Origin of the sequence: Sneathiella sp. (assembly GCF_029233945.1) — a bacterium.
In the GTDB taxonomy this organism is placed as follows: domain Bacteria; phylum Pseudomonadota; class Alphaproteobacteria; order Sneathiellales; family Sneathiellaceae; genus Sneathiella.
Genome location: NZ_JARGOQ010000029.1, coordinates 1 through 23,861, shown reverse-complemented (window position 1 = coordinate 23,861; position 23,861 = coordinate 1). Strand labels below are relative to the sequence as shown.

The 23,861-nt window shown below is 52.4% G+C and carries 23 protein-coding genes; 10 read left to right on the top strand and 13 right to left on the bottom strand.

Features of this window, described 5'->3' with window-relative positions; all coding sequences use genetic code 11:
* Positions 1 to 27 precede the first annotated feature (27 nt).
* Positions 28 to 504, top strand: a complete 477-nt coding sequence (gene greA / locus P1U71_RS10790) for a transcription elongation factor GreA (RefSeq protein ID WP_301105614.1) — start codon at positions 28 to 30, stop codon at positions 502 to 504.
* Between the two features lie 71 nt (positions 505 to 575).
* Here greA and P1U71_RS10785 read toward each other — a convergent pair whose 3' ends face one another.
* Positions 576 to 962 (bottom strand): cupin domain-containing protein, encoded by a 387-nt coding sequence (locus P1U71_RS10785; RefSeq protein ID WP_301105613.1) that lies wholly within the window; start codon positions 960 to 962, stop codon positions 576 to 578.
* Between the two features lie 164 nt (positions 963 to 1,126).
* Here P1U71_RS10785 and P1U71_RS10780 point away from each other — a divergent pair, with 164 nt between their 5' ends.
* Complete coding sequence (locus P1U71_RS10780; RefSeq protein WP_301105612.1) at positions 1,127 to 1,612, top strand: response regulator; 486 nt, start codon at positions 1,127 to 1,129, stop codon at positions 1,610 to 1,612.
* A 54-nt stretch (positions 1,613 to 1,666) separates the two neighbouring features.
* A complete protein-coding gene (locus tag P1U71_RS10775; RefSeq protein ID WP_301105611.1) occupies positions 1,667 to 2,149 on the top strand; it encodes an Hpt domain-containing protein in 483 nt (160 codons plus the stop codon).
* A gap of 18 nt (positions 2,150 to 2,167) precedes the next feature.
* Here the strand turns inward: P1U71_RS10775 and P1U71_RS10770 are convergent, their stop codons facing one another.
* The 3 genes from P1U71_RS10770 to P1U71_RS10760 all read right to left on the bottom strand — a co-directional run bounded on the left by P1U71_RS10770 (position 2,168) and on the right by P1U71_RS10760 (position 6,096).
* On the bottom strand, positions 2,168 to 4,072 hold the full coding sequence (locus P1U71_RS10770; protein ID WP_301105610.1) for a propionyl-CoA synthetase: 1,905 nt from the start codon (positions 4,070 to 4,072) through the stop codon (positions 2,168 to 2,170).
* Positions 4,073 to 4,236: 164 nt separating this feature from the next.
* Positions 4,237 to 5,007: a DUF1013 domain-containing protein gene (locus P1U71_RS10765; protein ID WP_301105609.1), complete on the bottom strand. Its 771-nt coding sequence runs from the start codon at positions 5,005 to 5,007 to the stop codon at positions 4,237 to 4,239.
* Between the two features lie 90 nt (positions 5,008 to 5,097).
* Positions 5,098 to 6,096 carry an NAD(P)H-quinone oxidoreductase gene (locus P1U71_RS10760; RefSeq protein WP_301105608.1) on the bottom strand — a complete coding sequence of 333 codons (999 nt, stop codon included), beginning with the start codon at positions 6,094 to 6,096 and terminating at the stop codon, positions 5,098 to 5,100.
* Between the two features lie 108 nt (positions 6,097 to 6,204).
* On the opposite strand from P1U71_RS10760, the gene P1U71_RS10755 reads away from it, so the two are divergent.
* Positions 6,205 to 6,387 (top strand): DUF1192 domain-containing protein, encoded by a 183-nt coding sequence (locus P1U71_RS10755; RefSeq protein ID WP_301105607.1) that lies wholly within the window; start codon positions 6,205 to 6,207, stop codon positions 6,385 to 6,387.
* A 392-nt stretch (positions 6,388 to 6,779) separates the two neighbouring features.
* On the opposite strand, the gene P1U71_RS10750 is transcribed toward P1U71_RS10755, so the two are convergent.
* The 3 genes from P1U71_RS10750 to P1U71_RS10740 all read right to left on the bottom strand — a co-directional run bounded on the left by P1U71_RS10750 (position 6,780) and on the right by P1U71_RS10740 (position 9,316).
* Entirely contained in the window at positions 6,780 to 7,052 is a 273-nt protein-coding gene (locus P1U71_RS10750; protein ID WP_301105606.1) for a hypothetical protein, read from the bottom strand.
* Positions 7,053 to 7,139: 87 nt separating this feature from the next.
* Positions 7,140 to 8,765, bottom strand: a complete 1,626-nt coding sequence (locus P1U71_RS10745; RefSeq protein ID WP_301105605.1) for an acyl-CoA synthetase — start codon at positions 8,763 to 8,765, stop codon at positions 7,140 to 7,142.
* 53 nt (positions 8,766 to 8,818) lie between these two features.
* Complete coding sequence (locus P1U71_RS10740) at positions 8,819 to 9,316, bottom strand: Lrp/AsnC family transcriptional regulator (RefSeq protein WP_301105604.1); 498 nt, start codon at positions 9,314 to 9,316, stop codon at positions 8,819 to 8,821.
* Positions 9,317 to 9,470: 154 nt separating this feature from the next.
* On the opposite strand from P1U71_RS10740, the gene P1U71_RS10735 reads away from it, so the two are divergent.
* From P1U71_RS10735 to P1U71_RS10725, 3 genes are all read left to right on the top strand, one after another.
* Positions 9,471 to 10,457 carry a mitochondrial fission ELM1 family protein gene (locus tag P1U71_RS10735; protein WP_301105603.1) on the top strand — a complete coding sequence of 329 codons (987 nt, stop codon included), beginning with the start codon at positions 9,471 to 9,473 and terminating at the stop codon, positions 10,455 to 10,457.
* Positions 10,458 to 10,575: 118 nt separating this feature from the next.
* Positions 10,576 to 11,544 (top strand): thioredoxin-disulfide reductase, encoded by a 969-nt coding sequence (gene trxB / locus P1U71_RS10730; protein ID WP_301105602.1) that lies wholly within the window; start codon positions 10,576 to 10,578, stop codon positions 11,542 to 11,544.
* A 54-nt stretch (positions 11,545 to 11,598) separates the two neighbouring features.
* Positions 11,599 to 12,489: a LysR family transcriptional regulator gene (locus tag P1U71_RS10725; protein WP_301105601.1), complete on the top strand. Its 891-nt coding sequence runs from the start codon at positions 11,599 to 11,601 to the stop codon at positions 12,487 to 12,489.
* 771 nt (positions 12,490 to 13,260) lie between these two features.
* On the opposite strand, the gene P1U71_RS10720 is transcribed toward P1U71_RS10725, so the two are convergent.
* The 5 genes from P1U71_RS10720 to P1U71_RS10700 all read right to left on the bottom strand — a co-directional run bounded on the left by P1U71_RS10720 (position 13,261) and on the right by P1U71_RS10700 (position 19,299).
* Positions 13,261 to 13,554 carry an encapsulin-associated ferritin-like protein gene (locus P1U71_RS10720; RefSeq protein ID WP_301105600.1) on the bottom strand — a complete coding sequence of 98 codons (294 nt, stop codon included), beginning with the start codon at positions 13,552 to 13,554 and terminating at the stop codon, positions 13,261 to 13,263.
* A gap of 128 nt (positions 13,555 to 13,682) precedes the next feature.
* The gene (msrP, locus tag P1U71_RS10715) at positions 13,683 to 14,657 is read right to left on the bottom strand and encodes a protein-methionine-sulfoxide reductase catalytic subunit MsrP (RefSeq protein ID WP_301105599.1); all 975 of its coding nucleotides are present in this window, start codon (positions 14,655 to 14,657) and stop codon (positions 13,683 to 13,685) included.
* 101 nt (positions 14,658 to 14,758) lie between these two features.
* Positions 14,759 to 16,774 (bottom strand): elongation factor G, encoded by a 2,016-nt coding sequence (locus tag P1U71_RS10710; protein ID WP_301105598.1) that lies wholly within the window; start codon positions 16,772 to 16,774, stop codon positions 14,759 to 14,761.
* Between the two features lie 192 nt (positions 16,775 to 16,966).
* Complete coding sequence (locus tag P1U71_RS10705) at positions 16,967 to 18,169, bottom strand: pyridoxal phosphate-dependent aminotransferase (protein WP_301105597.1); 1,203 nt, start codon at positions 18,167 to 18,169, stop codon at positions 16,967 to 16,969.
* 188 nt (positions 18,170 to 18,357) lie between these two features.
* The gene (locus P1U71_RS10700; RefSeq protein ID WP_367281173.1) at positions 18,358 to 19,299 is read right to left on the bottom strand and encodes a transcriptional regulator GcvA; all 942 of its coding nucleotides are present in this window, start codon (positions 19,297 to 19,299) and stop codon (positions 18,358 to 18,360) included.
* A 144-nt stretch (positions 19,300 to 19,443) separates the two neighbouring features.
* Here P1U71_RS10700 and P1U71_RS10695 point away from each other — a divergent pair, with 144 nt between their 5' ends.
* The gene (locus tag P1U71_RS10695; protein ID WP_301105595.1) at positions 19,444 to 19,674 is read left to right on the top strand and encodes a hypothetical protein; all 231 of its coding nucleotides are present in this window, start codon (positions 19,444 to 19,446) and stop codon (positions 19,672 to 19,674) included.
* A gap of 163 nt (positions 19,675 to 19,837) precedes the next feature.
* Positions 19,838 to 22,012, top strand: coding sequence for an excinuclease ABC subunit UvrB (uvrB, locus tag P1U71_RS10690; protein WP_367281172.1), 2,175 nt, complete (start codon positions 19,838 to 19,840; stop codon positions 22,010 to 22,012).
* Here uvrB and modA read toward each other — a convergent pair.
* Positions 22,009 to 22,800, bottom strand: coding sequence for a molybdate ABC transporter substrate-binding protein (gene modA / locus P1U71_RS10685; RefSeq protein WP_301105593.1), 792 nt, complete (start codon positions 22,798 to 22,800; stop codon positions 22,009 to 22,011). The two genes, uvrB and modA, sit on opposite strands and share 4 nt — an antisense overlap.
* A gap of 94 nt (positions 22,801 to 22,894) precedes the next feature.
* Here modA and P1U71_RS10680 point away from each other — a divergent pair, with 94 nt between their 5' ends.
* Positions 22,895 to 23,824 carry a TraB/GumN family protein gene (locus tag P1U71_RS10680; protein WP_301105592.1) on the top strand — a complete coding sequence of 310 codons (930 nt, stop codon included), beginning with the start codon at positions 22,895 to 22,897 and terminating at the stop codon, positions 23,822 to 23,824.
* Positions 23,825 to 23,861 lie beyond the last annotated feature (37 nt).

The window sequence follows — 23,861 nt, the reverse complement described above, 5'->3', positions numbered from 1 at the left end:
TGGCAAACTACGTAATTGAGATTTCAGATGGAAAGACTACCAATAACTGCGGCGGGATACGCTCGGCTCGAAAAAGAGTTAAAAGAACTGAAATCGACGGCACGTCCGGCGGTTATTCAGGCAATTGCGACCGCGCGCGAGCATGGGGATTTGTCCGAAAACGCAGAGTATCATGCCGCAAAAGAGCAGCAATCTCTTATTGAAGGTCGCATCGCCGAGCTTGCCGATAAACTTGGCCGCGCGGAAGTCATTGATGTTGCCTCCATTTCCGGGCGCCAGATCAAGTTCGGCGCGACGATTTTGCTGGCCGATGAAGACACGGACGAAGAAACGAGCTATCAGATCGTTGGTGAAGACGAAAGTAATATCGAAGAAGGCCGCCTTTCCATTACGGCGCCGCTTGCCCGCGCCCTTATCGGCAAGGAACAGGGCGACAGCATTGAGGTAATGACCCCCGGCGGTTCCAAGGCGTATGAAGTCATCGAAGTCAACTACGTCGGCTAGTTAGCCTTCCCATCAGTCTAACCCTGTGGCGCATCGCGCCATGGGGCATTTTCTCCCGGTATCAACCAGAATCAGCGCGGATCTTCCGCTGTGGAATGATCCGTCGGCTGCGGCGTCGCTGTTAAAACCGTGACCCCGTCCGGCGCGTGAAATCGATGCCAGCAGCCCTTTGGTACCACTGTCATCATCCCTGCTTTCAGGTTAAATCTGCCCTCTGAATTTTCCGACAGGATTGTCAGGCACGCCTCCCCTTTCAGAATGTGAACGAGTTCATCTCCGCCACGATGTCGCTCCCATGGGCTGGTTCCATCAAAACTCCCCGTAAAAACAGCCCCATTGTTAAATGTTTCGAGCGTGGCAAATGCTGCACTGGCTTCTTCTTCCGATGTATCGAGACCGCGGTTGTGAAGCGGCGTCAATGTACTTAGGACAGCATCGATATCTATGGCTTTTGGCATTTTCACCTCCTTTTTAGATATTCTCCATATTAAGAATACAGCAATGGGTTGCTTTCAAAGCCTTGCAATTGTTTAATGCTGAACTCTATCAAAAATTAGGAAATTTTGTTTAGAGTTGCGAATGAACCTCATATTGAGACGGAAAATGACCTTAAGTTAAACTCATGGCAAATTACTACAATTTCAGAAATCTCAATATTATCTTTGTCGATGACAATAAAAATATGCATTTGCTCATGAAAAGTATCTTGCTGGCGATGAACATTGTTAGCTCAAGGGGATGCTATGATGCAAAAAGCTGCTTCAAGGAGATGTTGGAGGATCCACCAGACATTGTTATAACAGATCTTTCCTTAAACCCGGAAAACGGCCTGGATTTGATACGGCGCATCCGAGCAAGTGAACAAGGGGTCGATCGCTATATGCCGATCCTGGTATTATCGGGCCAAACTAAGATGGAGAATGTCATCGAAGCGCGCGATGCAGGCGCAACCGAATTTCTCTCTAAACCTGTGTCGGTCGGCTCGCTTCATGATCGGTTGGTCTGGATGGTCGAAAATCCTCGCGCGTTTATCAAGGCATCCGAATACATTGGCCCCGACCGTCGGCGGGCTATGCGCGGCTATGAGGGCATGGAAAGGCGGCAATGACATGACACAGTCTACATTCCCGGCTTTTAAACTTTCCACACTGAAAGGTTGGCTATGACCAAAATTGTCAAGATGGAGGGATATGAAATCCACCATCCTAAGACCACTTTAAAGAATAAGGTTGGCACTTCGGGCGGAATATCGCTCAAGGAAATGGAACAACGCATGGCCAAGAAAATGGCCGGGCTCACCGAGGAATTTCTTGCAGGTATCCCTGCCGTGATTAAAACGATCGAGACATCCTTGACCAAGCTTGAAAAAGGTGACGGCGGAGAACCCGAGCAGACACTCCTCTTCCGTCAGGGACATGACTTGAAGGGTATGGGGGGATCGTTCGGCTATCCGATCATGGGAACAATCGGCGAAGGCATATGTGAGTTGACGAGCCGTGATTTTAAAGCCTCGTCTTTGTCTCTGCCTCTCATCCGAATCCATCTGGACTTGTTGACCTATGTGGCAGCGAAGCGGATCAAGGACGATGCGGACCCCAATGCCGCGCCCATTCTTGCCGCTCTGGCAAACGCCAGACTAAAATAATTGCCGCAATTCCCGCCGCTAACTACCAGCCGGATACCCTGCCTTCGACAGAGCCTCTGTGATTTCTGTCAGAACTTCCGGATCATCAATCGTCGCTGGCGCCTTATACTCTTCCCCATCGGCAATTTTCCGCATAACGCCACGGAGAATTTTTCCTGACCGTGTTTTGGGGAGTCTTTTTACAACAAGTGCGAGTTTAAAGGCCGCAACCGGACCGATTTTCTCCCGCACAAGGGCGACGAGTTCCTTCTGGATATCATCATCAGCGCGATTCACGCCCGCATTCAGGACGACAAAGCCCAGCGGAATTTGCCCTTTCAGCCCATCCTGAACCCCCATGACGGCACATTCGGCGACATCCCGGTGACCGGCGAGAACTTCTTCCATGCCGCCGGTGGAGAGGCGATGCCCCGCAACATTAATAATGTCATCAGTCCGCGCCATGATGAAAAGATATCCGTCCTCATCGACATATCCGGCATCTCCCGTCTTATAGTAGCCCGGAATGTCCGCCATATAGGCCCGGACAAATCCCTCGTCATTCTGCCAAAGCGTCGGCAATGATCCGGGCGGCAGCGGCAGTTTCACGGCGATTACGCCGATTTCGCCGCGCTTCATTTCGGTTTTGCCATCCTCCTCCTTGATAATCCGGATATCATAGCCCGGCACCGGATATGTCGGACTGCCGAGTTTCACAGGTTTCATGCCGTAGCCCATGCAGTTCGCGCCAATGGCCCATCCGGTTTCCGTCTGCCACCAGTGATCAATGACGGGGACTTTAAGCTGATCCTGCGCCCAGCTAATCGTATCAGGATCGGCCCGTTCTCCCGCCAGAAACAAGGTAACGAAATTGCTGAGGTCATAGTTGGGAATGAGTTTCCCTTCCGGATCCTGCTGCCGGATCGCACGAAACGCTGTTGGCGCCGTAAAAAGGGCCTTTACCTTATGATCTTGTATCACCCGCCAGAAGGTTCCTGCATCCGGCGTCCCGACAGGTTTCCCCTCAAACAGGATTGTCGTGCATCCATGCAGGAGCGGCGCGTAAACGATATAGGAATGGCCAACCACCCAGCCGACATCGGACGCCGCCCAGAAAACCTCTCCCGGGTCGATATCATAGACATATTTCATGGACCATCGAAGCGCGACAGCATGCCCGCCATTATCGCGAACTACCCCCTTGGGCACACCTGTCGTACCAGACGTGTAGAGAATATAGAGGGGATCGGTCGCGGCAACGGGAACGCAGGGCGTCGGCTCTGCATCGGCTTCCAGCGCGCGCCAGTCATGATCACGCCCGGCAATCAAATCCGCTTCACATTCCGGGCGTTGCAGAACAATGCAGTTGGCCGGCTTATGGGTGGACATTTCAATGGCTTCGTCAATCAGGGGCTTGTATGCGATAGTGCGGTTCGGCTCCAGCCCGCAAGAGGCGGCAATGATCGCAACGGGCTTGGCATCATCTATGCGCGTTGCCAGCTCCTTGGGCGCAAATCCGCCGAAAACAACGGAATGAATGGCTCCTATCCTCGCGCAGGCCAGCATGGCAATGGCTGTCTCCGGGACCATCGGCATATAGATCAGCACCCGGTCGCCTTTTGTGATGCCAAGTCCCGCCAAAGCGCCCGCAAATTGGGCGACAGTATCGGTAAGCTCCCGATATGTATATTTCTTGACCTGCCCGGTCATCGGGCTGTCGTATATAAGAGCGTCCTGATCCCCGCGCCCATCTTCAACATGTCGATCAAGACAGTTATAGCAGGTATTCATCTCTGCCCCTTCGAACCAGCGATAAAAGGGGGGATTGTCCGCATTCAGCACACGGTCCCAGGGCTTGCTCCAGCTGATCTCCTGCGCAGCCGCCGCCCAGAACGCTTCTGGATCCTGCAAAGACCTCTCGTAATCTTCTTCATAGCTGGCCATTGATTGCCTCCCGGAATTTGTATTATTTGATTTTAGAAAAACAACTGTCAGACCAAGATGTCAATAGTTACCGACGGGACAAAGCGCCGCAGAGCAAACCAACGACATCAAAAAACCCGCGAAAAATCAAATTTTCGCGGGTCATCTTTATCACTGGCCGTTAATCAATCGTTAGAGGATGATTTAAATAGATCTGCAAAATTCTTGGCGGCATCTGCTTTGCTGCCATCATCGTTCTTTTTCTTCTCGGCCGCTTTCCCGAAGACCGCTTCAGCCTCCGCGCGCGGATCATAGGCTTCTTCTTTCTGAACCTGCTGCTTCTTCAACTCATACGGCGTGAGCGGAACAGCCGCAGCCTCTGCGGCAACGGCCGCAGCGACCTCTTCCATCAATTTACCACGGTCTTCATCCGTGCGGCGATGAGCGGATTTCTTGACGGCCTCATCCAGTTCAAGCTGGGTGCAAATGCCGAGGCTCACCGGATCTCGCGGACGGATATTCTGGGAATTCCAGTGGGACCGATCGCGAACGGCATTGATTGTCGTCTTCGTCGTTCCGACCAACTTTGAAATCTGAGCATCGGTCAGTTCAGGGTGAAACTTAATCAACCAGGAAATCGCATCCGGACGATCACCGCGACGGGATACAGGCGTATAGCGCCCTCCCCGCCGGCGGGGTTGCGGTACATCGCCTGCAGGCTCGCTAATCTCAAGGCGCGCCGTCGTGTCCCCTTGGCATCGGTCAATCTCTGCCTGCGTGAGCTGTCCGTTGGAAATCGGGTCCAGTCCGACAATACCCACAGCAACCTCACCATCGGCAATTCCCTGAACCTCTAGGGAATGCAGACCGCAAAAATCCGCAATCTGATTGAATGACAAGGATGTATTGTCAATGAGCCAAACAGCCGTCGCCTTTGGCAATAATGGCGTTACCATAAAGTCTCCTTTTCGGTCCGATTACTGAATATTCGGGCCTGTATGTAATTCTTGTATGTATATGGCGAAAAACAGCCCTAAAGTCCACACCTAAACCTTTAAAACGATTTTCCCGATATGGGAGGAGTCATCTATGCGATGATGGGCCGCCGCCGCCTCACTTAAAGGGAAAGTACTATCCATTACCGGCTTTACGGTACCAGCGGAAAGCAGGGGCCAGACTTTTGCTTTCAGCCGCTCCCCAATCTCGGCTTTTGCCTGAACAGACTGCGGGCGCAAGGTTGATCCGGTGATCGTCAGCCGCTTTAACATCATTGCGGCGAAATTGACTTTGACCTCCGCTCCGCCAAGAAATGCGATATAGACAAGACGTCCTTCCACCGCAAGCGCAGAAATGTTACGCTGAATATAATCTCCGCCGACCATATCCAGAATAAGATCAACGCCCTTACCGTCTGTGAGTTCCTTGACGACAGAGACGAAATCCTCAGTCTTATAGTTGATCCCGCGCTCAGCACCGAGCTTTTCCACAGCACGGCATTTCTCATCTGTCGATGCCGTCGTGAACACGCGTGCGCCGAACGCCTTGGCGAGTTGGATCGCTGTTGTACCAATTCCGCTTGCCCCGCCATGCACCAGAAAAGTCTCGCCGCCCGTCAGCCGCCCGCGATCAAAGACATTTGTCCAGACAGTGAAGAAGGTTTCCGGCAGAGCCGCAGCTTCCACCAGATCAAACCCTTCCGGGATATCCAGGCATTGCGCTTCCGGTGCCACGCAATATTCCGCATAGCCGCCGCCGGCCACCAGCGCGCAGAGTTGATCATCCACTTTATATTTTGTAACACCCGCACCCACCGCTACAACGGTACCGGAGACTTCAAGGCCCGGTATATCAGAAGCCCCTGGAGGCGGCGCATAGCCCCCCATACGCTGCAGCACATCGGGACGGTTCACCCCGGCGGCGGCAACCTTGATCAGCACTTCATCATGACCGGGAGACGGCACCGGGCGGCTCGCGGGCACCAATCCGTCCGGTCCTCCAAACTCCTTGATCTCAATGGCTGTCATTGTCTCGGGTAGAGTTGTCATTTTTTTCTCCAGGTTATTTTGGGCTGTCCCGTGCAAAGTCGCAGACAGTCATGGAACGATTCATTATTCTTGTCAAAATGACAGCCTAGCATATTGAGGAATATGACGATGACAAGTGATGACGATAACAAACCCGCCCTTGGGCAAAAACCGGTCAATTTCGATAGCATGTCGATAGATGATCTTCACGACTATATTGCCGCGCTGACTGAGGAAATCGAGAAAACGAAAAAAGTAATAACCAAGAAGGAAGCCGCCCAAAATGCAGCGGCCGGATTTTTCAAAAGCTAGCGTTTATTGCATTGTCCATAATTCCGCGAAAGCGAATCATTGGGAAAATTGCGAAAAAATTCACAAAACTTCATATTCGTTAATTGTAATTTAAGAATTGATGGTTAAGTTGAATGCTGTAGCCCGCTTTGGGTTACTTAAGGTTGGAATCCCTATTCCAGTCTTTATGACGCCTCCCTGTTGACTTGGGCCGCCTTTTTTAAGGGCGGCTCTTTTTTTGGCTAAACCCCATCAATGTTTCATAAAATTGTAACATAGCCTCTTGACTCCTAGGCGATTTCGGAGTTTTAATCTGGCCCATCAGAAGCAAGTCTGACAGGTTGAGGCATAAAAAAAGAGGGGGCGCCGAATTTGGCAGCCCCCTCAACTAATTCTGATGTATTTCCAAATCTTTACAGGTGTCCGATACGTGGCGGACCGCCCTTTGACGCCTGACTCGGCCCGAACGCCTTATCAAGGATGTTGGTGCTGTCTTCTGCCAGCAATACCGCGTCTGTCAGTAGATTGAGGATCCGCATATTATTGGTTAAAACTGCTTTTGCTTCAGCCCGCGGGTCATCGGTGATCAATGCACAACGGTCCAGAATGTCCTTTCGGATCATAGAAAGTACATCCTCAAGCTTTTTACCCTCAGGATTTTCTTCGGTTACCAAATAATGGCTCACATTCATGCCCTCCTAACCAGGAACTGGCGTCAATATGGCCTATTCTTGGTTAATTTTTTGATAATCGGGCAGCAGCTACAAAATCGATCAGATATTCTTCGCCCTCTCGCGAAGGACAAATTTCTGCACCTTCCCCGTAGACGTTTTCGGTAGTTCCTCAAAGACAACCGTTTTCGGGCATTTAAAGCGGGCCATATTTTCACGGCAGAACTGGATAATTTCGTCCTCTGACACGGATTTACCTTCCCTCAGCGTTATAAAGGCGCAAGGCGTCTCTCCCCATTTATCATCCGGTCGCGCAACGACCGCCGCCTCCAGGACCGCCGGATGCTTATAAAGCACGCCCTCAACCTCGATAGTGGATATATTCTCACCACCTGAAATGATGATATCTTTCGATCGGTCACGAAGCTCCAGATAGCCGTCTTCATGAATGACGCCAAGGTCGCCGGAATGAAACCAGCCATCCTTAAAGGAAGCCTGAGTGGTCTTTGGGTTCTTTAAATACCCCTTCATGATCAAGTTACCACGCAGCATCACTTCGCCCATTGTGGCACCGTCGTGCGGCACAGGCGTCATCGTCTCCGGGTCCATCACATCAAGATCGGCGAGCGCGTGATAACGCACGCCCTGACGCGCTTTGAGTGCCGCCCGATCCTCCACTGACTTTTCGTTCCAATCCGAATTCCAGTCGCAAAGAACTGAGGGCCCGTAAGTTTCCGTCAGGCCATACACATGAGTAACATCAAACCCCATGCCGTCCATTTCTGCGAGTACGGTTGCCGGAGGCGGCGCGGCGGCGACCATGAATTTAACGCCGGACGGGGCCTTTGCCTTATCTTCATCCGAGGCATTGATCAGCATGGAGAGAATAATCGGCGCGCCACACATATGGTCGACATTATTTCGCTGCATCTCAGCATAAATTGCACCCGCCTCAATCTTGCGAAGGCAAACATGGGTGCCGCCCACCGCCGTCAATGTCCAGGGGAAGCACCAACCGTTGCAATGAAACATGGGGAGGGTCCAGAGATACACCGGGTGCTTCGGCAGGCTCCAGGAAACCGCATTTCCCATCGCCGAAAGATAAGCGCCGCGATGATGATAGACGACTCCCTTGGGATCGCCGGTTGTCCCGGAGGTATAATTGAGAGAGATCGCCTGCCATTCGTCCGCGGGTCCCTGCCAGTTGAAATCAGGATCGCCCGTCGCGAGGAAAGCCTCATATTCCATATCACCGATCAGCTCGCCACTTTCCGCAAGAGAATCGTCAATATCGATAACGATGGGCTTCGTCTTTGTCAGTGATAGCGCCTCACTGATCAGGGGAGAATATTCCCGATCTGTCAGCAGCAGTTTGCATTCCGCATGATCGAGGATGAAGGCGAGCGCCTCGGCATCAAGACGTGTATTGAGCGTGTTGAGAACAGCCCCGACCATAGGCACGCCATAATGCGCCTCCAGTACTGACGGGATATTTGGCGCCATCATCGAGACCGTATCCCCCTCCCCGATACCGTGCTTCGCAAGCGCACTCGCAAGCTGGCGGGCACGCGCATAAAACTCCCGATAATTATAGCTGAGGTCGCCATGCACGATCGCCGTCTTGTCGGGGTAAACTTCCGCAGACCGGGACAAGAATGTCAGCGGTGACAGAGGCTCGTAATTCGCGCGATTGCTTTCAAGGTCAGCCTGATATGGATTTTTAGTCAAAAGAGTCTCCCAGTCTTTTTCTAAAAACAATTCGGTAGGAAATAATTTTCGTTTTATTCGTTCTCTTCCCGGCCATCGCCGAGTTCCACCGGGACACCGGGCAGGAATTTCGATACCCGAATGCCAAGCGATGTCTTTACATGCTCCACATTCGGTGCCCCTGTGAGTTCATGGGTCAGAAAATGCTGATATGTGTCCCAGTCCTTTGCCACGACTTTCAAAATAAAGTCATTTTCGCCCGCCAGCATGTAGCATTCACGAACCAGCGGCCAGGTCTTAACCAGACTTTCAAAGGCAGAAAGGTCGGTTTCCGCCTGACTTTGCAGGCCAACCAACGCAAACACTGTAACCCCGAAGCCAAGATGTTCCGAGTTCAACTGTGCATGATACCCTTCGATATATCCCGCCTCCTCAAGAGCTCGGACCCGCCGGAGGCAGGGAGGCGCGGAAATGCCGGCATTTTTCGCCAGTTCTACATTGGTGATGCGACCGTTTTCCTGCAAATCATGCAGAATACGGCGATCGATTTCGTCCAGCTTTACGCGTTGCATTATGTCCTCCGACTGTCAGTTACGCGCAATATTATTACAAAGAATGCGCAAGGCCAAGCTATAGAAGCAGGGACTATGCCAAAAGAGTAAGAAAATTACCCAAATGGCGCCAAAACACTTGACCCGCGCCAGATGCAGGGCTTATGCCAGAAAAATGAATGCGGACAGCAAATTAAACTGGGCGTCCTGCTGGGTTGTCACGGACGGCAGTGCGGGCATGGAAATCCAGTGCATCGGCTTGGCTGAAGCCTTAGGCCTTGATTTTACAGTAAAAAGAATAAAGACCACCAAGCCCTGGCGCTGGCTTCCGCCACAGCTTTGGATCAATCCGCTCAAATCCCTCGACAAGCGGGGAGAGATATTGACGCCCCCATGGCCGGACGTCCTGATCAGCTGTGGACGCCAGTCAATCCCCTTGAATTTGGCGATAAAAGAGGCAAGTGGCGATAAAACATTCACCATCCATATCCAGACACCAAATTGCGATGCTGGGAAATTCGATCTGGTCATTGTGCCTGAGCATGACAAGCTGCGCGGCGGAAATGTGCTGGTCTGCCTTGGCGCACTCGGCCGAATTACACCGGAGAAACTACAGGAAGCGGGTGAGAAGTTCAGAGGCCAAGTCACACATCTTGCACCGCCGCGCGTTGCCGTTCTCGTCGGCGGGAGCAATGGCTGCTACGACATGACCGAAGAGGTGATGCGTGATCTCGTGCGGAAGCTGGAAGCGTTACATCAGGATACGGGATGCAGCTATCTCGTCACGACATCCCGGCGAACAGGCGCAGGGAATGAAGCTATCCTGAAATCGGCACTCAAAAACGTACCGCATCAGATATGGACTGGGGACGGGGAGAACCCGTATTTCGGTTATCTCGCGCTTGCGGACTCACTCATTGTGACTGGTGATTCTGTTAATATGGTCTGCGAGGCCTGTTCGATGGGAAAACCGGTACATATTTTCGAGCTTCCGGGCGGCAATGCAAAGTTCAACCATTTTCATCATATCATGCGGGAGAGAGGCTATACCCGCCCCTTCACGGGAAATCTTGAAAGCTGGAGCTATCCACCACTTCTTGAGACTCAAAAGATTGCGCAAAATGTCCGGAAAATTCTTACGAAACGCTTTTCAGCGCTATAAGTTGCCGAAAACTGCGGCATATTGGGCAAAGTTACGGCTTGCCCTTGCATGGCTTCTCCGCAAGATATAAATAACTCTGTACCCTAGATATCAGAACGACTTTGTCCCGGAGTTCGACATGACGGAAATTCATCATACAGATGTTCTTATCATTGGCTCCGGCCCGGCCGGGGATACCGCCGCAATATATGCGGCCCGCGCGTCCCTTGATCCGATTCTCGTCCATGGGATACAACCCGGTGGCCAGCTGACGATCACGACCGATGTGGAAAATTATCCGGGCTTTGCAGACACTATTCAAGGCCCATGGCTGATGGAGCAGATGGAGGCACAAGCCCGCAACGTCGGCACCCGCATTTTCAACGATTATATTGTCGATTTGGACGTCAATCAGCGCCCGTTTGTGGCAACGGCGGATTCGGGCACTAAATATATCGCCCAATCGGTTGTCATCGCGACCGGAGCCGCGGCGAAATGGCTTGGGTTGCCGACAGAGCAGAAATACATGGGTTTTGGCGTTTCCGCCTGCGCAACCTGCGACGGTTTTTTCTATCGCGGTAAGGAGGTCATGGTCATTGGCGGTGGCAACACGGCGGTGGAAGAGGCCATCTATCTCACCAACCATGCCGACAAGGTAACATTGGTTCATCGCCGGGATGAGCTGCGCGCGGAGAAAATTCTTGTCGAGCGGCTAAAGAAGAACCCGAAGATTGAGATTATCTGGGATCACGCCTTGGATGAAATTCTGGGCGCAGAGGAGCCCTTTGGTGTCACCGGGGCACGCCTTCGCAACGTCAAAACTGGCGAAACGCAGGATGTTTCCGTCCATGGCGTCTTTATCGCCATCGGTCACTCCCCGAACACGGATTTGTTCAAAGGCAAACTCGATATGGATGGGGAAGGCTATCTGATTACGGCCCCTGATTCCACCGCGACAAATATTCCCGGTATTTTTGCCTGTGGCGACGTTCAGGACAAAATATACCGCCAGGCCGTTACCGCCGCAGGCACCGGCTGCATGGCGGCGCTGGAAGCCGAGAAATACATTGCAGAAAATGAAAACACCTCGGCAGAAGCCGCCGAATAGGGAGAGCGTGGGGGCAACTGACGGATCATCCGGAATGTCACCGCGAGTATCGATATGGATTGGGACAAATTACGCATTTTCCATGCGGTAGCCGAGGCTGGCAGTTTTACACGCGCCGGTGAAACCTTGCATCTTAGCCAATCCGCCGTCAGCCGTCAGGTCAGCGCGCTTGAGGAAAGCCTGCAGGTCGCCCTCTTCCACCGCCATGCTCGCGGCCTTCTGCTGACCGAGCAGGGGGAGCTGCTTTTCCAGACAGCGCATGAGGTTTTCGCAAAACTCGCCATGACGGAAGCCCAGTTGATGGATGCTCATGAAAAGCCATCCGGGGAGCTCAGGGTAACCGCGACAGTCGGTCTTGGCGCCAACTGGCTGACACCGCGAATAAGGGAGTTCATCGAGCTTTACCCGGAGATTACTGTCAACCTGATCCTTGCCGATCGTGAGCTTGACCTTGGCATGCGCGAAGCCGACATTGCCATTCGGTTACGCGCGCCAGTTCAGCCCGATCTGATCCAGCGCAAATTGATGACCGTGAACCACCATGTCTACGCCTCTCCGGATTTTCTGAAGAAGCATGGCACGCCCACGCATTTGGACGATATCCTGGATAGCAACCTTATTACCTATGGTGATGAAGCGCCGACCAATATCGCGAATTTGAACTGGCTACTGAAGGATCTGGTCAAGGCAGGCCGCACGAAAGAGCCGGTTTTCAAGGTCAATAATGTCTATGGGTTGCTGCTCGCGGTACAAAGCGGCCTCGGAATCGCCAGCCTGCCGGACTATATTGTCCATGGTCACACCAATATCATTCGTATTCTGCCCGAATTAGGGGGACCGACTTTCGATACTTACTACGTCTATCCGGAAGAATTGCGTAAATCCAAGCGAGTGACAATTTTTCGTGATTTTCTAATCCAGAAAATCAAAGAGTACGCATTTTAGTGCACTTCCGGCAGAGCCATGCAGGCGATGCATGGTAGCATTGACGAGATTGATCTTTTCTAACGCTACCAATTTTTATAGAAAGACCGCAGGCGATGTTGCGACGCAATAATCGTCTTCACAAGGGCGTTGAGCCCGCGTGATATTGCAAAATCTCCTCCCTGATTTTTGCAATCCTATGTCTTCTTGACATAGTACCTCCCTGTTAGACTTGCCGGCCATTCATTTGGCCGGCATTTTTTTCCAATAAAATATACCCCTATAAGTCCTGCAAATGCTTTTCATGATTTATAGGGATTTTCAGAGATATGCGTTTTTTGCATAGGTGCACTGCAATATTATCGGTGGAAACCATGGTAGATATTGGCTATCTATAATGCATGAATGTTGCATTGCAGCATTTACTAATATCAGCTCCCTGCTGATATCGATTGCATGTATTCCTCCCAATCACATGTAATCTGTATTGCCGCAAGGCAATACCTCCCTGTTAGACTAAGCCGGCCTCTTCATTGAGGCCGGTCTTTTTTTTGCAACAGATTTGAAAAACTTGCCCGATATGTAGGTTTACATATTCACAAGCGCGGACAAAACCCAATATAACAAAAGAGTGATATTGAAATATATATCATTCAGGTGCCGGCTTTCCGGCAAGGAGCAGAGGATTCCTCCCTATCCGACTTGTTCCTTTGCATCTCCATTCGAGATGCACCTCCTGTCAGACTTGCCGGCCATTCATATGGCCGGCATTTTTTTGTCTGTTATGGTCGGTTATTCATGATGATGGCCGATGGGGCCTTCCTTGAAGAGAGAATCCTTCAACTCCTTGTCCATAATCGGATCTCTTCGGCGGATCCATTCCAGCACCATCGCGGCATGCTCCTTCTCTTCATCACGGTTATGGGCGAGGATCTTCTTCAATTCCTCATCTTTGCATGCATCAACACGCTGATTATACCAGTCAACAGCCTCGAGTTCCTCCATCAGGGAGACGATAGCCCTGTGCATATCCCGTGTTTCATCAGAAAGTTCCTCGACTGACTCGTGGTATCCTTCGCTGGCCATATATCATCGCCCTCCTTGGCGTAGTTTCGAATTATTCCAGTTTATTCGTTCCACATTGATAGCAGAACTGGCGGCTTTCGCAAACTGCCACGCACGGAAAATTCACGCATAGATGACGCAAAGCAAGGTCACATAAAGAGGCGTTCGCCTTTCATGTCCTTATAGATATCGGCAACATATTCGCCATAGCCATTGTAAAGGAGGGTCGGTATCTTCTCGCCCGTGCCGATATCTCTCTCTTTCGCCTGAGACCAGCGTGGATGAGGCACTTCCGGATTGATATTCGCCCAAAAACCATACTCATTCTTAATCAAGGTTTCCCAAAAGGTTACAGGCCGCTCCTCGGTAAAGGAGATGCGATTGATAGATTTCACCTGCTTAAACCCATATTTCCAGGGCGCTGCGAGCCTTAAGGGCGAGCCATTCTGCTTCGGGAGGGGTTTTCCGTATAGCCCCGTCACCATGAAGGTGAGATCATTCATCGCCTCTTCAATCGTCAGGCCGTCTGTATAGGGCCAGGGATACCAGAACTGCCGCTGTCCCGGAGCCACGGATTTATCCTCAAACGTCTGCATGACGACATATTTTGCCCCGGATGTCGGCGCCGCCAGCTTGACAAGCTCCTTCATCGGAAACCCGCTCCACGGCACCACCATCGACCAGGCCTCAACGCAGCGATGCCGGTAAAGACGTTCTTCAAGCGGCATTTGCGCGAGCAGATCGTCAATGTCGATTTCCATCTCTTTTTCAACCATGCCATCTATCTTGACAGTCCAGGGCCTTATCTTGAGCGCTTGCGCAGCCTCGTAAATCTCCTTGTGGGAACCGAACTCGTAAAAGTTATTGTAGGTTGTGACAATTTTTTCCGGGGTTAGTTCACGCGTGACCTTATACTGATCATTGCGTGGGACCGGATAGAGGCTTGCGCTTGGGTCGTGGCCTTCCGCAGCAAATGCTCCGCTAAACGCAGTATTCGAGCCAATCGAGGCAATAAGTCCAGCGCCCGCCATGCCTTTCAAAATATTCCGTCGGTTCAAATAAACGCCTTCCGGCGTTGCCTTGGCTTCAGGGAGTTCCCAACCTTTTGGATTTTTAATCAACACGCGCCCGGTTCCTTCCGTAATTCGACTGTTACAGATAGATAATCGGGCGGCGGGGTATCAACTACAAGTCAACTGTCTGTGAGCAGTATGCGGATGCCATATCAGGTCCGGTTTTGGAGTACCTTTTCCGCGTTCTGGCCGGTCAGCTCCTGCAAGTGGTCAAACTCACTGCGATAGGTTCCCACCCCAAGTGTGGCGGAGCGCAGATCGACGATCAGGTCGTGCACTTCGGATTCCGGGATCATGGCGACGAGAGCGTCCCACCCCTCCCATCCGTCGCGCGCATCAAAGCCCAGAATCTGTCCACGCCGACTGCTGACAATGCTGTTAACTTTCGATGTGTATTCCGACGGCATGGAGAGTTCCACTTTGTAAATAGGTTCCAGCAGGACCGGATCGCATTTCGGCATGCCCTCGCTCATGGCAATCCGCGCGGCCGAGCGAAACGAATTCTCCGAACTGTCAACCGAGTGGAATTGTCCATCAAACAGGGTAACGGCAACATCAACAACCGGGAACCCGAGCGGGCCTTCGGCGAGATATTCTTTCACGCCATGCTCGACCGCCGGGATATATTGGCGAGGGACTGATCCTCCGACTATTTTCTCATTGAAATTAAATCCCGATCCGCGCGGCAATGGCTTAATTTCGATTTGCACATCGCCAAACTGACCGTGCCCGCCGCTTTGTTTTTTGTAGCGGGCATGCTGCTTCGCGGTTTTGCGGATTGCCTCCTTATAGGCTACTTTCGGACGGCGCGACTTAACGCTCAGACCATATTTATTACGCAGCCGGTCAAGAGCAACATTGAGATGGATTTCCCCCTGCCCCAAAAGAAGCAATTCCTGGGTTTCCTGCTTATGATCCATCTTGAGAGACGGATCCTCCTCTAGGATTTTACTGAGGGCCGCAGAGAGTTTTACCTCGTCATCGCGCTTTTCCGGCACCAGCGCGATACTATAAACGGGCTCCAGAACGGCGTCTGTCGGCGAAGTGATTGTTTTATCCGCCATAAGCACATCGCCGGTTTGCGCGGCTTCAAGACGCCCAAAAGCGATGATCTCGCCCGCCTTTGCACTATCCAGCTTATCAGACTTTCCGCCCTGCAACCGAAAGAGTCCCCCTATCCGCCCCACATCGAAGCTGTCGCCATCATTAACATGTCCGGACCATATGCGCGCTAAAGACAGTTTCCCACCCTGGGCGGACATATAGGTCTTGAGAATTTGAGCAACAACGTCGTCTGAATTGGAGCCATATCCCGCACGGGTCGCGGCGATCGAAGCTTCCGGCACTTCATGACGCAAGGCCTTCAAAAGTCGGCGCACCCCATTTTCATTTTCCGCAGAGCCAAGGAAAACCGGCGTTACCAGCCCGTCGCGAAGGTCATTCTGCAACAGCGAATATATTTCCTCCTGCTCCGGCTCAATATCCTCAAGCAATTCTTCCATCAGATGATCATCGAAATCCGCCAGCTTTTCGAGCATCTCAAAGCGCGATGTTCCCTCCTCTTCCGCCATTTCAGGCGGCAGGTCGATGATGCGCGATGCAGCGCCCTCCTTATAGACATAGGCTCGTTCGGAGGCAAGATCGACATAGCCGCTGATTATGTTGTCTCTGAAAATTGGCACCTGACGCAGGACAAGTGCGCGATCGGACACCGCCTGAAGGGAGTTGAATAGATCATGGACGGAGCCGTAGGCCTTATCTATCTTGTTCACAAAAATAAATGTCGGCAGCCCCCTTTCCTGAAGACTTTTAAGCAATGGCGACAGTGTCAAAACACGTTCGCTCTCCGGCTCGCAAACGACCACTGCGGCATCCACTCCGGCAAGCGCATTCTCGGTTTCCTGAAAAAATTCGATTGAACCGGGGCAGTCCAGAATAGTGAACTCATCGCCAAGATACTGAGCATGGGCAGCGTTTACCTCTACGCTCATTTGTCGCTCCCGCGCTTCCTTGGAGCTGTCCCCGCAGGATGTGCCCGCTGACACACTTCCTTTTCTGTCTGTTTCGTTGCAGATATGCAGGATGGCTTCCAGAAGAGTAGTTTTCCCGCTTGAATAGGGGCCTACCAGCGCGATGCTGCGAGGCCCCTTTGGCTTGTCTACGACCATGACGTGCCTCCCTTATTTGTTAGATAAATCTAATGTTCCTCCTCCATCTCCAACGGTGCAAGAAAAAATTTCGCGACGCTACGGGAGCGCGCAGAATTGTGCGGCCGCCGATTTATTTTTCTTCCCTTTGTTGGTGCCATAAAAAAAGGCGGCCGAATCATCGACCGCCTTTTAGCAACCATTTATTGCGGATCAGCTCAGGCTGGAACAGAACCGCTGAATACGTTCACAGGCTTCCGTCAGCGCTTCGGTTGACGTCGCGTAGGAGACACGAAAATGCGGAGATAGACCGAATGCCTCTCCATGCACGACGGCCACGCCCTCCGTCTCAAGAAGAGCCGAGACAAAATCGAAGTCATTCTCGATCACTTTGCCTTCCGGCGTTTTCTTACCAATGCACCCCTCGCAGGAGGGATAGACATAAAACGCCCCTTCCGGCATCGGGCAATTCAGGCCGATGGCCTGATTGAGCATGCTGACCACCAGATCGCGTCGTTCTTCAAAGACTTTCGCCCGCTCATCGATAAAGCCCTGCGGCCCGTTCAGCGCCTCAACAGCCGCATACTGACTGATGGAGCAGGGATTGGAGGTGCTTTGCGACTGTACCTTCGCCATTGCCTTGATCAACTCAACCGGCCCGGCGCCGTACCCGATGCGCCAGCCCGTCATCGCATAGGATTTTGAAACCCCGTTCATCGTCAGCGTCCGCTCATAGAGCTTGGGCTCGACTTCCGCCGGGGTCGCAAATTTGAAATCGCCATAAACCAGATGCTCATACATATCATCCGTCAGGATCCAGACCTGCGGATGACGCAGCAACACATCGGTTAGCGCCTTCAACTCATCATGGCTGTACCCCGCGCCAGAAGGGTTGGAGGGAGAGTTGAAAATCAGCCATTTGGTATTCGGTGTAATGGCCGCCTCCAGGTCTGCTGGCTGCATCTTGAATCCGTTTGCCGCAGTGGTCGGCACGAACACCGGCTCCCCGCCGCCCAGCAGAACCATGTCCGGGTAAGAAACCCAATAAGGCGCCGGGATCAAAACTTCATCGCCCGGGTTCAACGTGGCAACTAGGGCGTTATAAATAATCTGTTTGCCGCCAGTGCCGACAGTCACCTGTGAGGGTTCATAATCAAGGCCGTTGTCGCGCTTGAACTTCTCGCAAATCGCCTTTTTCAGCTCAGGAATGCCATCCACAGCCGTGTATTTCGTCTTGCCCTCGTTAATTGCGCGAATTGCCGCTTCCTTGATATTGTCCGGCGTATCGAAATCCGGCTCTCCGGCGCCAAGACCAATTACGTCGCGGCCGGCGGCCTTCAGCTCAGCTGCTTTGGTAGTCACGGCAATGGTAACAGAGGGTTTAATGCGTCCCAGGCTTTCCGCAATAATAGACATAACTTCCCATCTCTCTCGGCTAGGGTAAATTCAGGGCGCAAATGCGCGCCTACAAGCAACTGATCTATAGCGCTTATTCCACCTTGAGACCACCCGCTTTTTGATGGCAGAAGCTAATTTCTTGATAAACCGGAGACAGCATCAGGTCGGCTTTCGCACCGATTATAAACTACGAAGCTAATCGCTTCTTATGAGGACGGCTCAATCGATTGTTCGGTGCGGGATTTAAACCGCCCGGAATTCACCGACGCCTCTTCCAGAATCCAGCGGCGAAATGCGGCAATGCGCGGGCGATCAGCCATATCTTCGGGACTCACAAGGTAATAGGCATGACCGGCCTGCATTGGTTGGATATCGAAGGGCTGAACTAACCGCCCGGCAATCAGATCATCCGCGGCAAGCGTACTACGGCCCAGAGCCACACCCTGCCCCTCCATCGCCGCCGTGAGCAACATGGAGCTGTCGTTAAAGCTTGGCCCCTTTTTCGGATCTACATCCACCACTCCAGCCATGGTCAACCATGCCTGCCAGTCAATCCGCATATCGTCATGCAGCAATGTATGGTATTTAAGGTCTTCCGGCGTGCGCAGAGGATGCTTTCCTTCAAACAGGCTCGGGCTGCAAACCGGGAACATCACCTCCTCTGTCAGGAGATTGTCCACCCGGAGGCCCGGATAATTTCCATGCCCGTATCGTATAACGACATCCACATCCTCCCGGTTGAAATCGGTAAGATGATCGGAAGCGGAAAGCCGCACGTCGATATCTGGATGTTCATCCCGAAAGCGGCTGAGGCGCGGCAACAGCCAGCGCGCTGCGAATGACGGCAATGTATCCACATGCAACGCGCCGGATGCGTCCTCCTGCATGATTTTCTCGGTTGCCGACCCAATCATCTCGAGGCCGTTGCGGATATTGACAACATAATTCTGACCTTCATTTGTCAGGATAACTGCCCGGTTCAATCGCTTGAACAAAGAAACACCGAGCCAATCCTCCAGTGCCTTGACCTGATGGCTGACGGCAGCAGGGGTCACGAACAATTCCTCCGCTGCCTTAGAAAAACTTAAATGCCGGGCGGCGGCCTCAAAGCTGCGGAGTGCCTTTAAAGGGGGAAGGCGCATATTCAGTTCCCATTTCAGATTAGAAAAACTAACTCATTCTATTAGAATTTGTCGTTTGTAATCAAGTCTGAAAATTGTCAAATATACTCCATCAGAATAACCGGAGAAGCCCGCAAGGAGGCTCCTCTACGTAAGTGAAGGAATAGGAAAATGGCAACAAAATCATATATAAATGGCGGAAACATACATCTTGCACCTGCCAATGGACATGTTAGCGGCAACGGCATCATCGGATCTATTGCCTCAACAATTATGCAATGGCAGGAACGGGAAACCATGCGGCATCAGCTTGCCGGCCTGGATAAGGTATATTTAACCGACATGGGGCTTTCCGCCTCAGAAGCAAAATCAGAAACTGCAAAATCTTTCTGGCAGTCTTAAGTCTTTCAAGCCGCCGCCCGGAACTGTCCCCTTCCCCCTGTCCAAGGACGTCCGGGCGGCACCCTCAAATCCTGATATTGGCCACCGCAGCCAATCACCAAAATTTCATAAACTGACTCAGATATAGTTGGAAATTTGAGGTCAAGCACCCTATAACCAATCTATGCAAATTGAGAACAAAAATGAAACATCCGGATTGGAAGACGCTTCGGCGCCGTTCATTCCGCATCGTCCGCTCCGGCCTGAAAAGTCGGAAGGCGGCATCGCGTTCGAGGTCGTCTCGGAATATGAACCGGCCGGCGATCAACCCGAGGCCATTAGCGACCTTGTCGCGGGCATAAAACAGCATGAAAAAGATCAGGTGCTCCTAGGTGTAACCGGCTCCGGTAAAACCTTCACGATGGCCAAGGTTATCGAGGAAATGCAACGGCCCACCCTCATTCTCGCCCATAACAAGACGCTTGCCGCGCAGCTCTACGGCGAGATGAAGGCGTTTTTCCCCAACAACGCCGTCGAGTATTTCGTCTCATATTATGACTATTATCAGCCCGAGGCCTATGTCGCCCGGACGGATACCTATATTGAAAAAGACGCCTCGGTGAATGAGCAGATCGACCGGCTTCGCCATTCGGCCACGCGCGCCCTTCTGGAACGTGATGACGTTATCATCGTCGCCTCGGTCTCTTGCATATACGGTATCGGCTCGGTTGAGACCTATAGTGAGATGACCCTTGATCTGAAAGTCGGCAAGGAATTCGACCGGCAGAACCTGCTCCGTCAGCTGGTGGAAATCCAGTACCGCCGGAATGATGCAAGTTTTACGCGCGGTACGTTCCGGGTGCGCGGCGACACCGTTGAGATTTTCCCGGCCCATTTGGAGGATCGCGCCTGGCGCCTCTCACTTTTCGGCAATGAGCTGGAAAGTATCACGGAGTTTGATCCCCTGACGGGAGAGAAGGCAGGCAGCCTCTCGGAAGTACGCGTCTATGCGAACAGTCATTATGTAACACCAAAACCGACCCTGAAACAGGCGCAGGAACAGATCAAGCAGGAGCTGAAATCCCGCCTTGCGGAGTTTGACGCACAGAACAAGCTACTTGAAGCGCAGCGTCTGGAACAACGGACCATGTTTGACCTCGAAATGATGGAAGCAACGGGTGCCTGCGCGGGGATCGAGAATTACTCCCGCTATCTATCCGGTCGCGGCCCAGGACAGCCACCGCCGACCCTGTTTGAGTATCTGCCGGACAACGCCATGCTGATGGTTGACGAGAGCCATGTTACCGTCAGCCAGATCGGCGCCATGTATAAAGGCGACTTCCGCCGAAAATCAACGCTTTCCGACTATGGCTTTCGCCTGCCCTCCTGCATGGATAACCGTCCACTCAAGTTCGAGGAATGGGAGGCCATGCGGCCGCAGACCGTTTTCGTTTCCGCCACTCCCGGTCCCTGGGAAATGGAACGAACCGGCGGTGCATTCGTGGAGCAGGTCATCCGCCCCACCGGATTGACAGACCCAGACTGCATTATCCGTCCTGTTGAACAGCAAGTGGACGACCTGATGCGCGAAAGCAAGCTCTGCGCCGCGAAAGGCGAGCGCGTGCTGGTTACCACCCTGACCAAAAAAATGGCGGAGGACCTGACCGAGTATTTCCATGAAAACGGCATCAAGGTCCGCTATCTTCATTCGGATATCGACACTCTGGAACGCATTGAAATTATTCGCGATCTCCGCCTCGGCACCTTTGACGTGCTGGTTGGCATCAACTTGCTGCGGGAGGGACTGGATATCCCCGAATGCGCGCTTGTGGCGATCCTTGATGCAGATAAAGAGGGCTTCCTCCGCTCCTCCACTTCATTGATTCAGACAATCGGCCGTGCGGCCCGGAATGTGGATGGCCGCGTCATTCTCTATGCGGACAAGATCACGAAAAGCATGCAATTCGCCCTTGATGAGACCAAACGGCGCAAGGATAAACAAGAGGCGTTTAACGCAGAACATGGCATCACGCCCATGTCGATCCGGAAGAATATCGGCGACGTCATGCAGAGCGTCTATGAGCAAGATCATTATAACGTCAGCCTGGGTCTCGAAGATGCAAGTCATATGATCGGGCATAATCTTGAAGCCCATATCGAAGACCTTGAGAAGAAAATGCGTACCGCGGCCGGAGACCTGGAATTTGAAGAAGCAGCCCGGCTACGCGATGAAATCAAGAAGTTGCAGGATCGTGAGCTTGGCATTGGCGGTCCGAACACCGGTCGACCGCAAGGTCGCTCAAGCAAGGGACGGTCTGGAAGCGGCCATGTGCTTGGCGGGCGATCCCGCAACGGCTAATTCTCGAACGCGAGGAAGCCATGCCGCCGGAGAATTTCTCGCCCCTCCTCTGATCGCACAAATTTATAAAATAGACCGGTTGAATGGCCGTCATTCCCCTTAATCTTCGCCATGGCATAAGAAATCGGCGGATGGGAATCACGCGGGAACACGGCGGCAAGCTGAATATTCTTAGCAAGCCGCATATCCGTTTCATAGATGATCGCGAACGGCACCTCCCCCCTGTCCACAAGGGCCAGAACCGCCCGGACATTCGGCAACATCACCAGATTACCCTCAATTTTCTCCCACAGTCCGAGTGATTCAAGTGCCGCCTTCGCGTAGGTGCCTGCGGGCACATGCGCCGGGTTACCGATTGCAAGCCGTCCCGTCCCGAGAATAACCGGCAACTTCTCGAATTGGAAAGGGTCTGGAAGTTTTGTCTCACTTGGGGCCACAAGAACCAGCTTATTAGAGGCAATTACCACCTCGCTTCCCGGCTCAAGCAAAGCCGACTGATCAAGATAGTCCATCCAGGACAAATTCGCTGAAATATAAATATCTGCTGGCGCGCCTTCCGTTATCTGACGCGCCAGGGTTCCGCTCCCCGCGAAGGAAGCGATGACCGGAAAGCCGGTACGTTTTTCAAATTCTGTGCCCAGCGCTGATATGGCTTCAGACATACTGGCCGCCGCGAAGACGACCACGTCCTCCTCTGAGGCATGAACCGTCGCCGCCATTCCGGTGAAGAGCATTGTCAGCATCAATAACCGCTTCAAAAACATTTGATAGTATTCAACGGCCATCATCTCTTCGCTCCTTTTTCGGCTACCAGGTGAAAATACGAAACTATATGCTAGTGTAGGATTTATCCGGCGTATTCGCAATTGACGAGGTTTATCAATGACGATGCTTGCAAGGCTTTTCTTTGCCTTTATCTTCCTGCTCCTGTCCGTGGGGTCGTCATCCCCTGCTCTCGCCAAACCACTTCCGCCGGAAAACTGCGCCGATCGGCCTTTCGATGAAGGGCGCCTCTGGAAGATATCGCGGGAGGGCACTCCGCCGAGCTATATTTTTGGCACCATGCATTCACGGGATCCACGTATCCTCCATCTTCCCGGCGTGGTCATGCAGGTTTTCATCGCCTCCAGCACGGCAATCTTTGAAACTTCACTAAAAGATGACGAATTGGCCCGCAACCAGCAACTGCTGTTACTCAAACCCGGAGAAAGCTTGCGAGGAAAAATCGGCGATAACCGCTTTACAGAACTCACAAGGCTCGTCGCGCCCTATGGAATGACCCCGGCCACGCTCGACCGGATAAAGATATGGGCCGCAGCAACCATTATCAGCCAGCCTTTGCCTGCTGGAGGAAATGACAGCCGCACCCTTACCTTGCTAGATAAGGAACTTGAAAAATCCGCCCGAAACGCTGGCAAGCGTGTCATCTCCCTGGAGAGCAACAAAGAGCAGCTGGATATTTTCAACTCCATGTCAGGGGCCGTGCAACTTGAATATCTGGATCAGGCAATGGCGGAACATTCCGAGCTCGATGAAGAACTCGAACAAATGACGAGCTATTATCTATCCGGCAATACGGGCTGGATCGCCTGCGACCTTGAAGAAACCCTTGAAGATATGAGTGCGGCGCTCAGCAAGATAATGACAGCGGATCTTATTTACATCCGAAACCATCGCATGGTGGAACGGATGCTCCCCGAACTGGCCCGCGGGAACGCGTTTGTCGGTATCGGCGCGCTTCATCTTCCAGGGGATGAAGGAATTCTCTCTCTACTCAAGGAAAAAGGATTTGCTATCGAACGGAAATATTAGCGCCAAGCCTGCAAATATCCCGCGACACCCCGGCAAC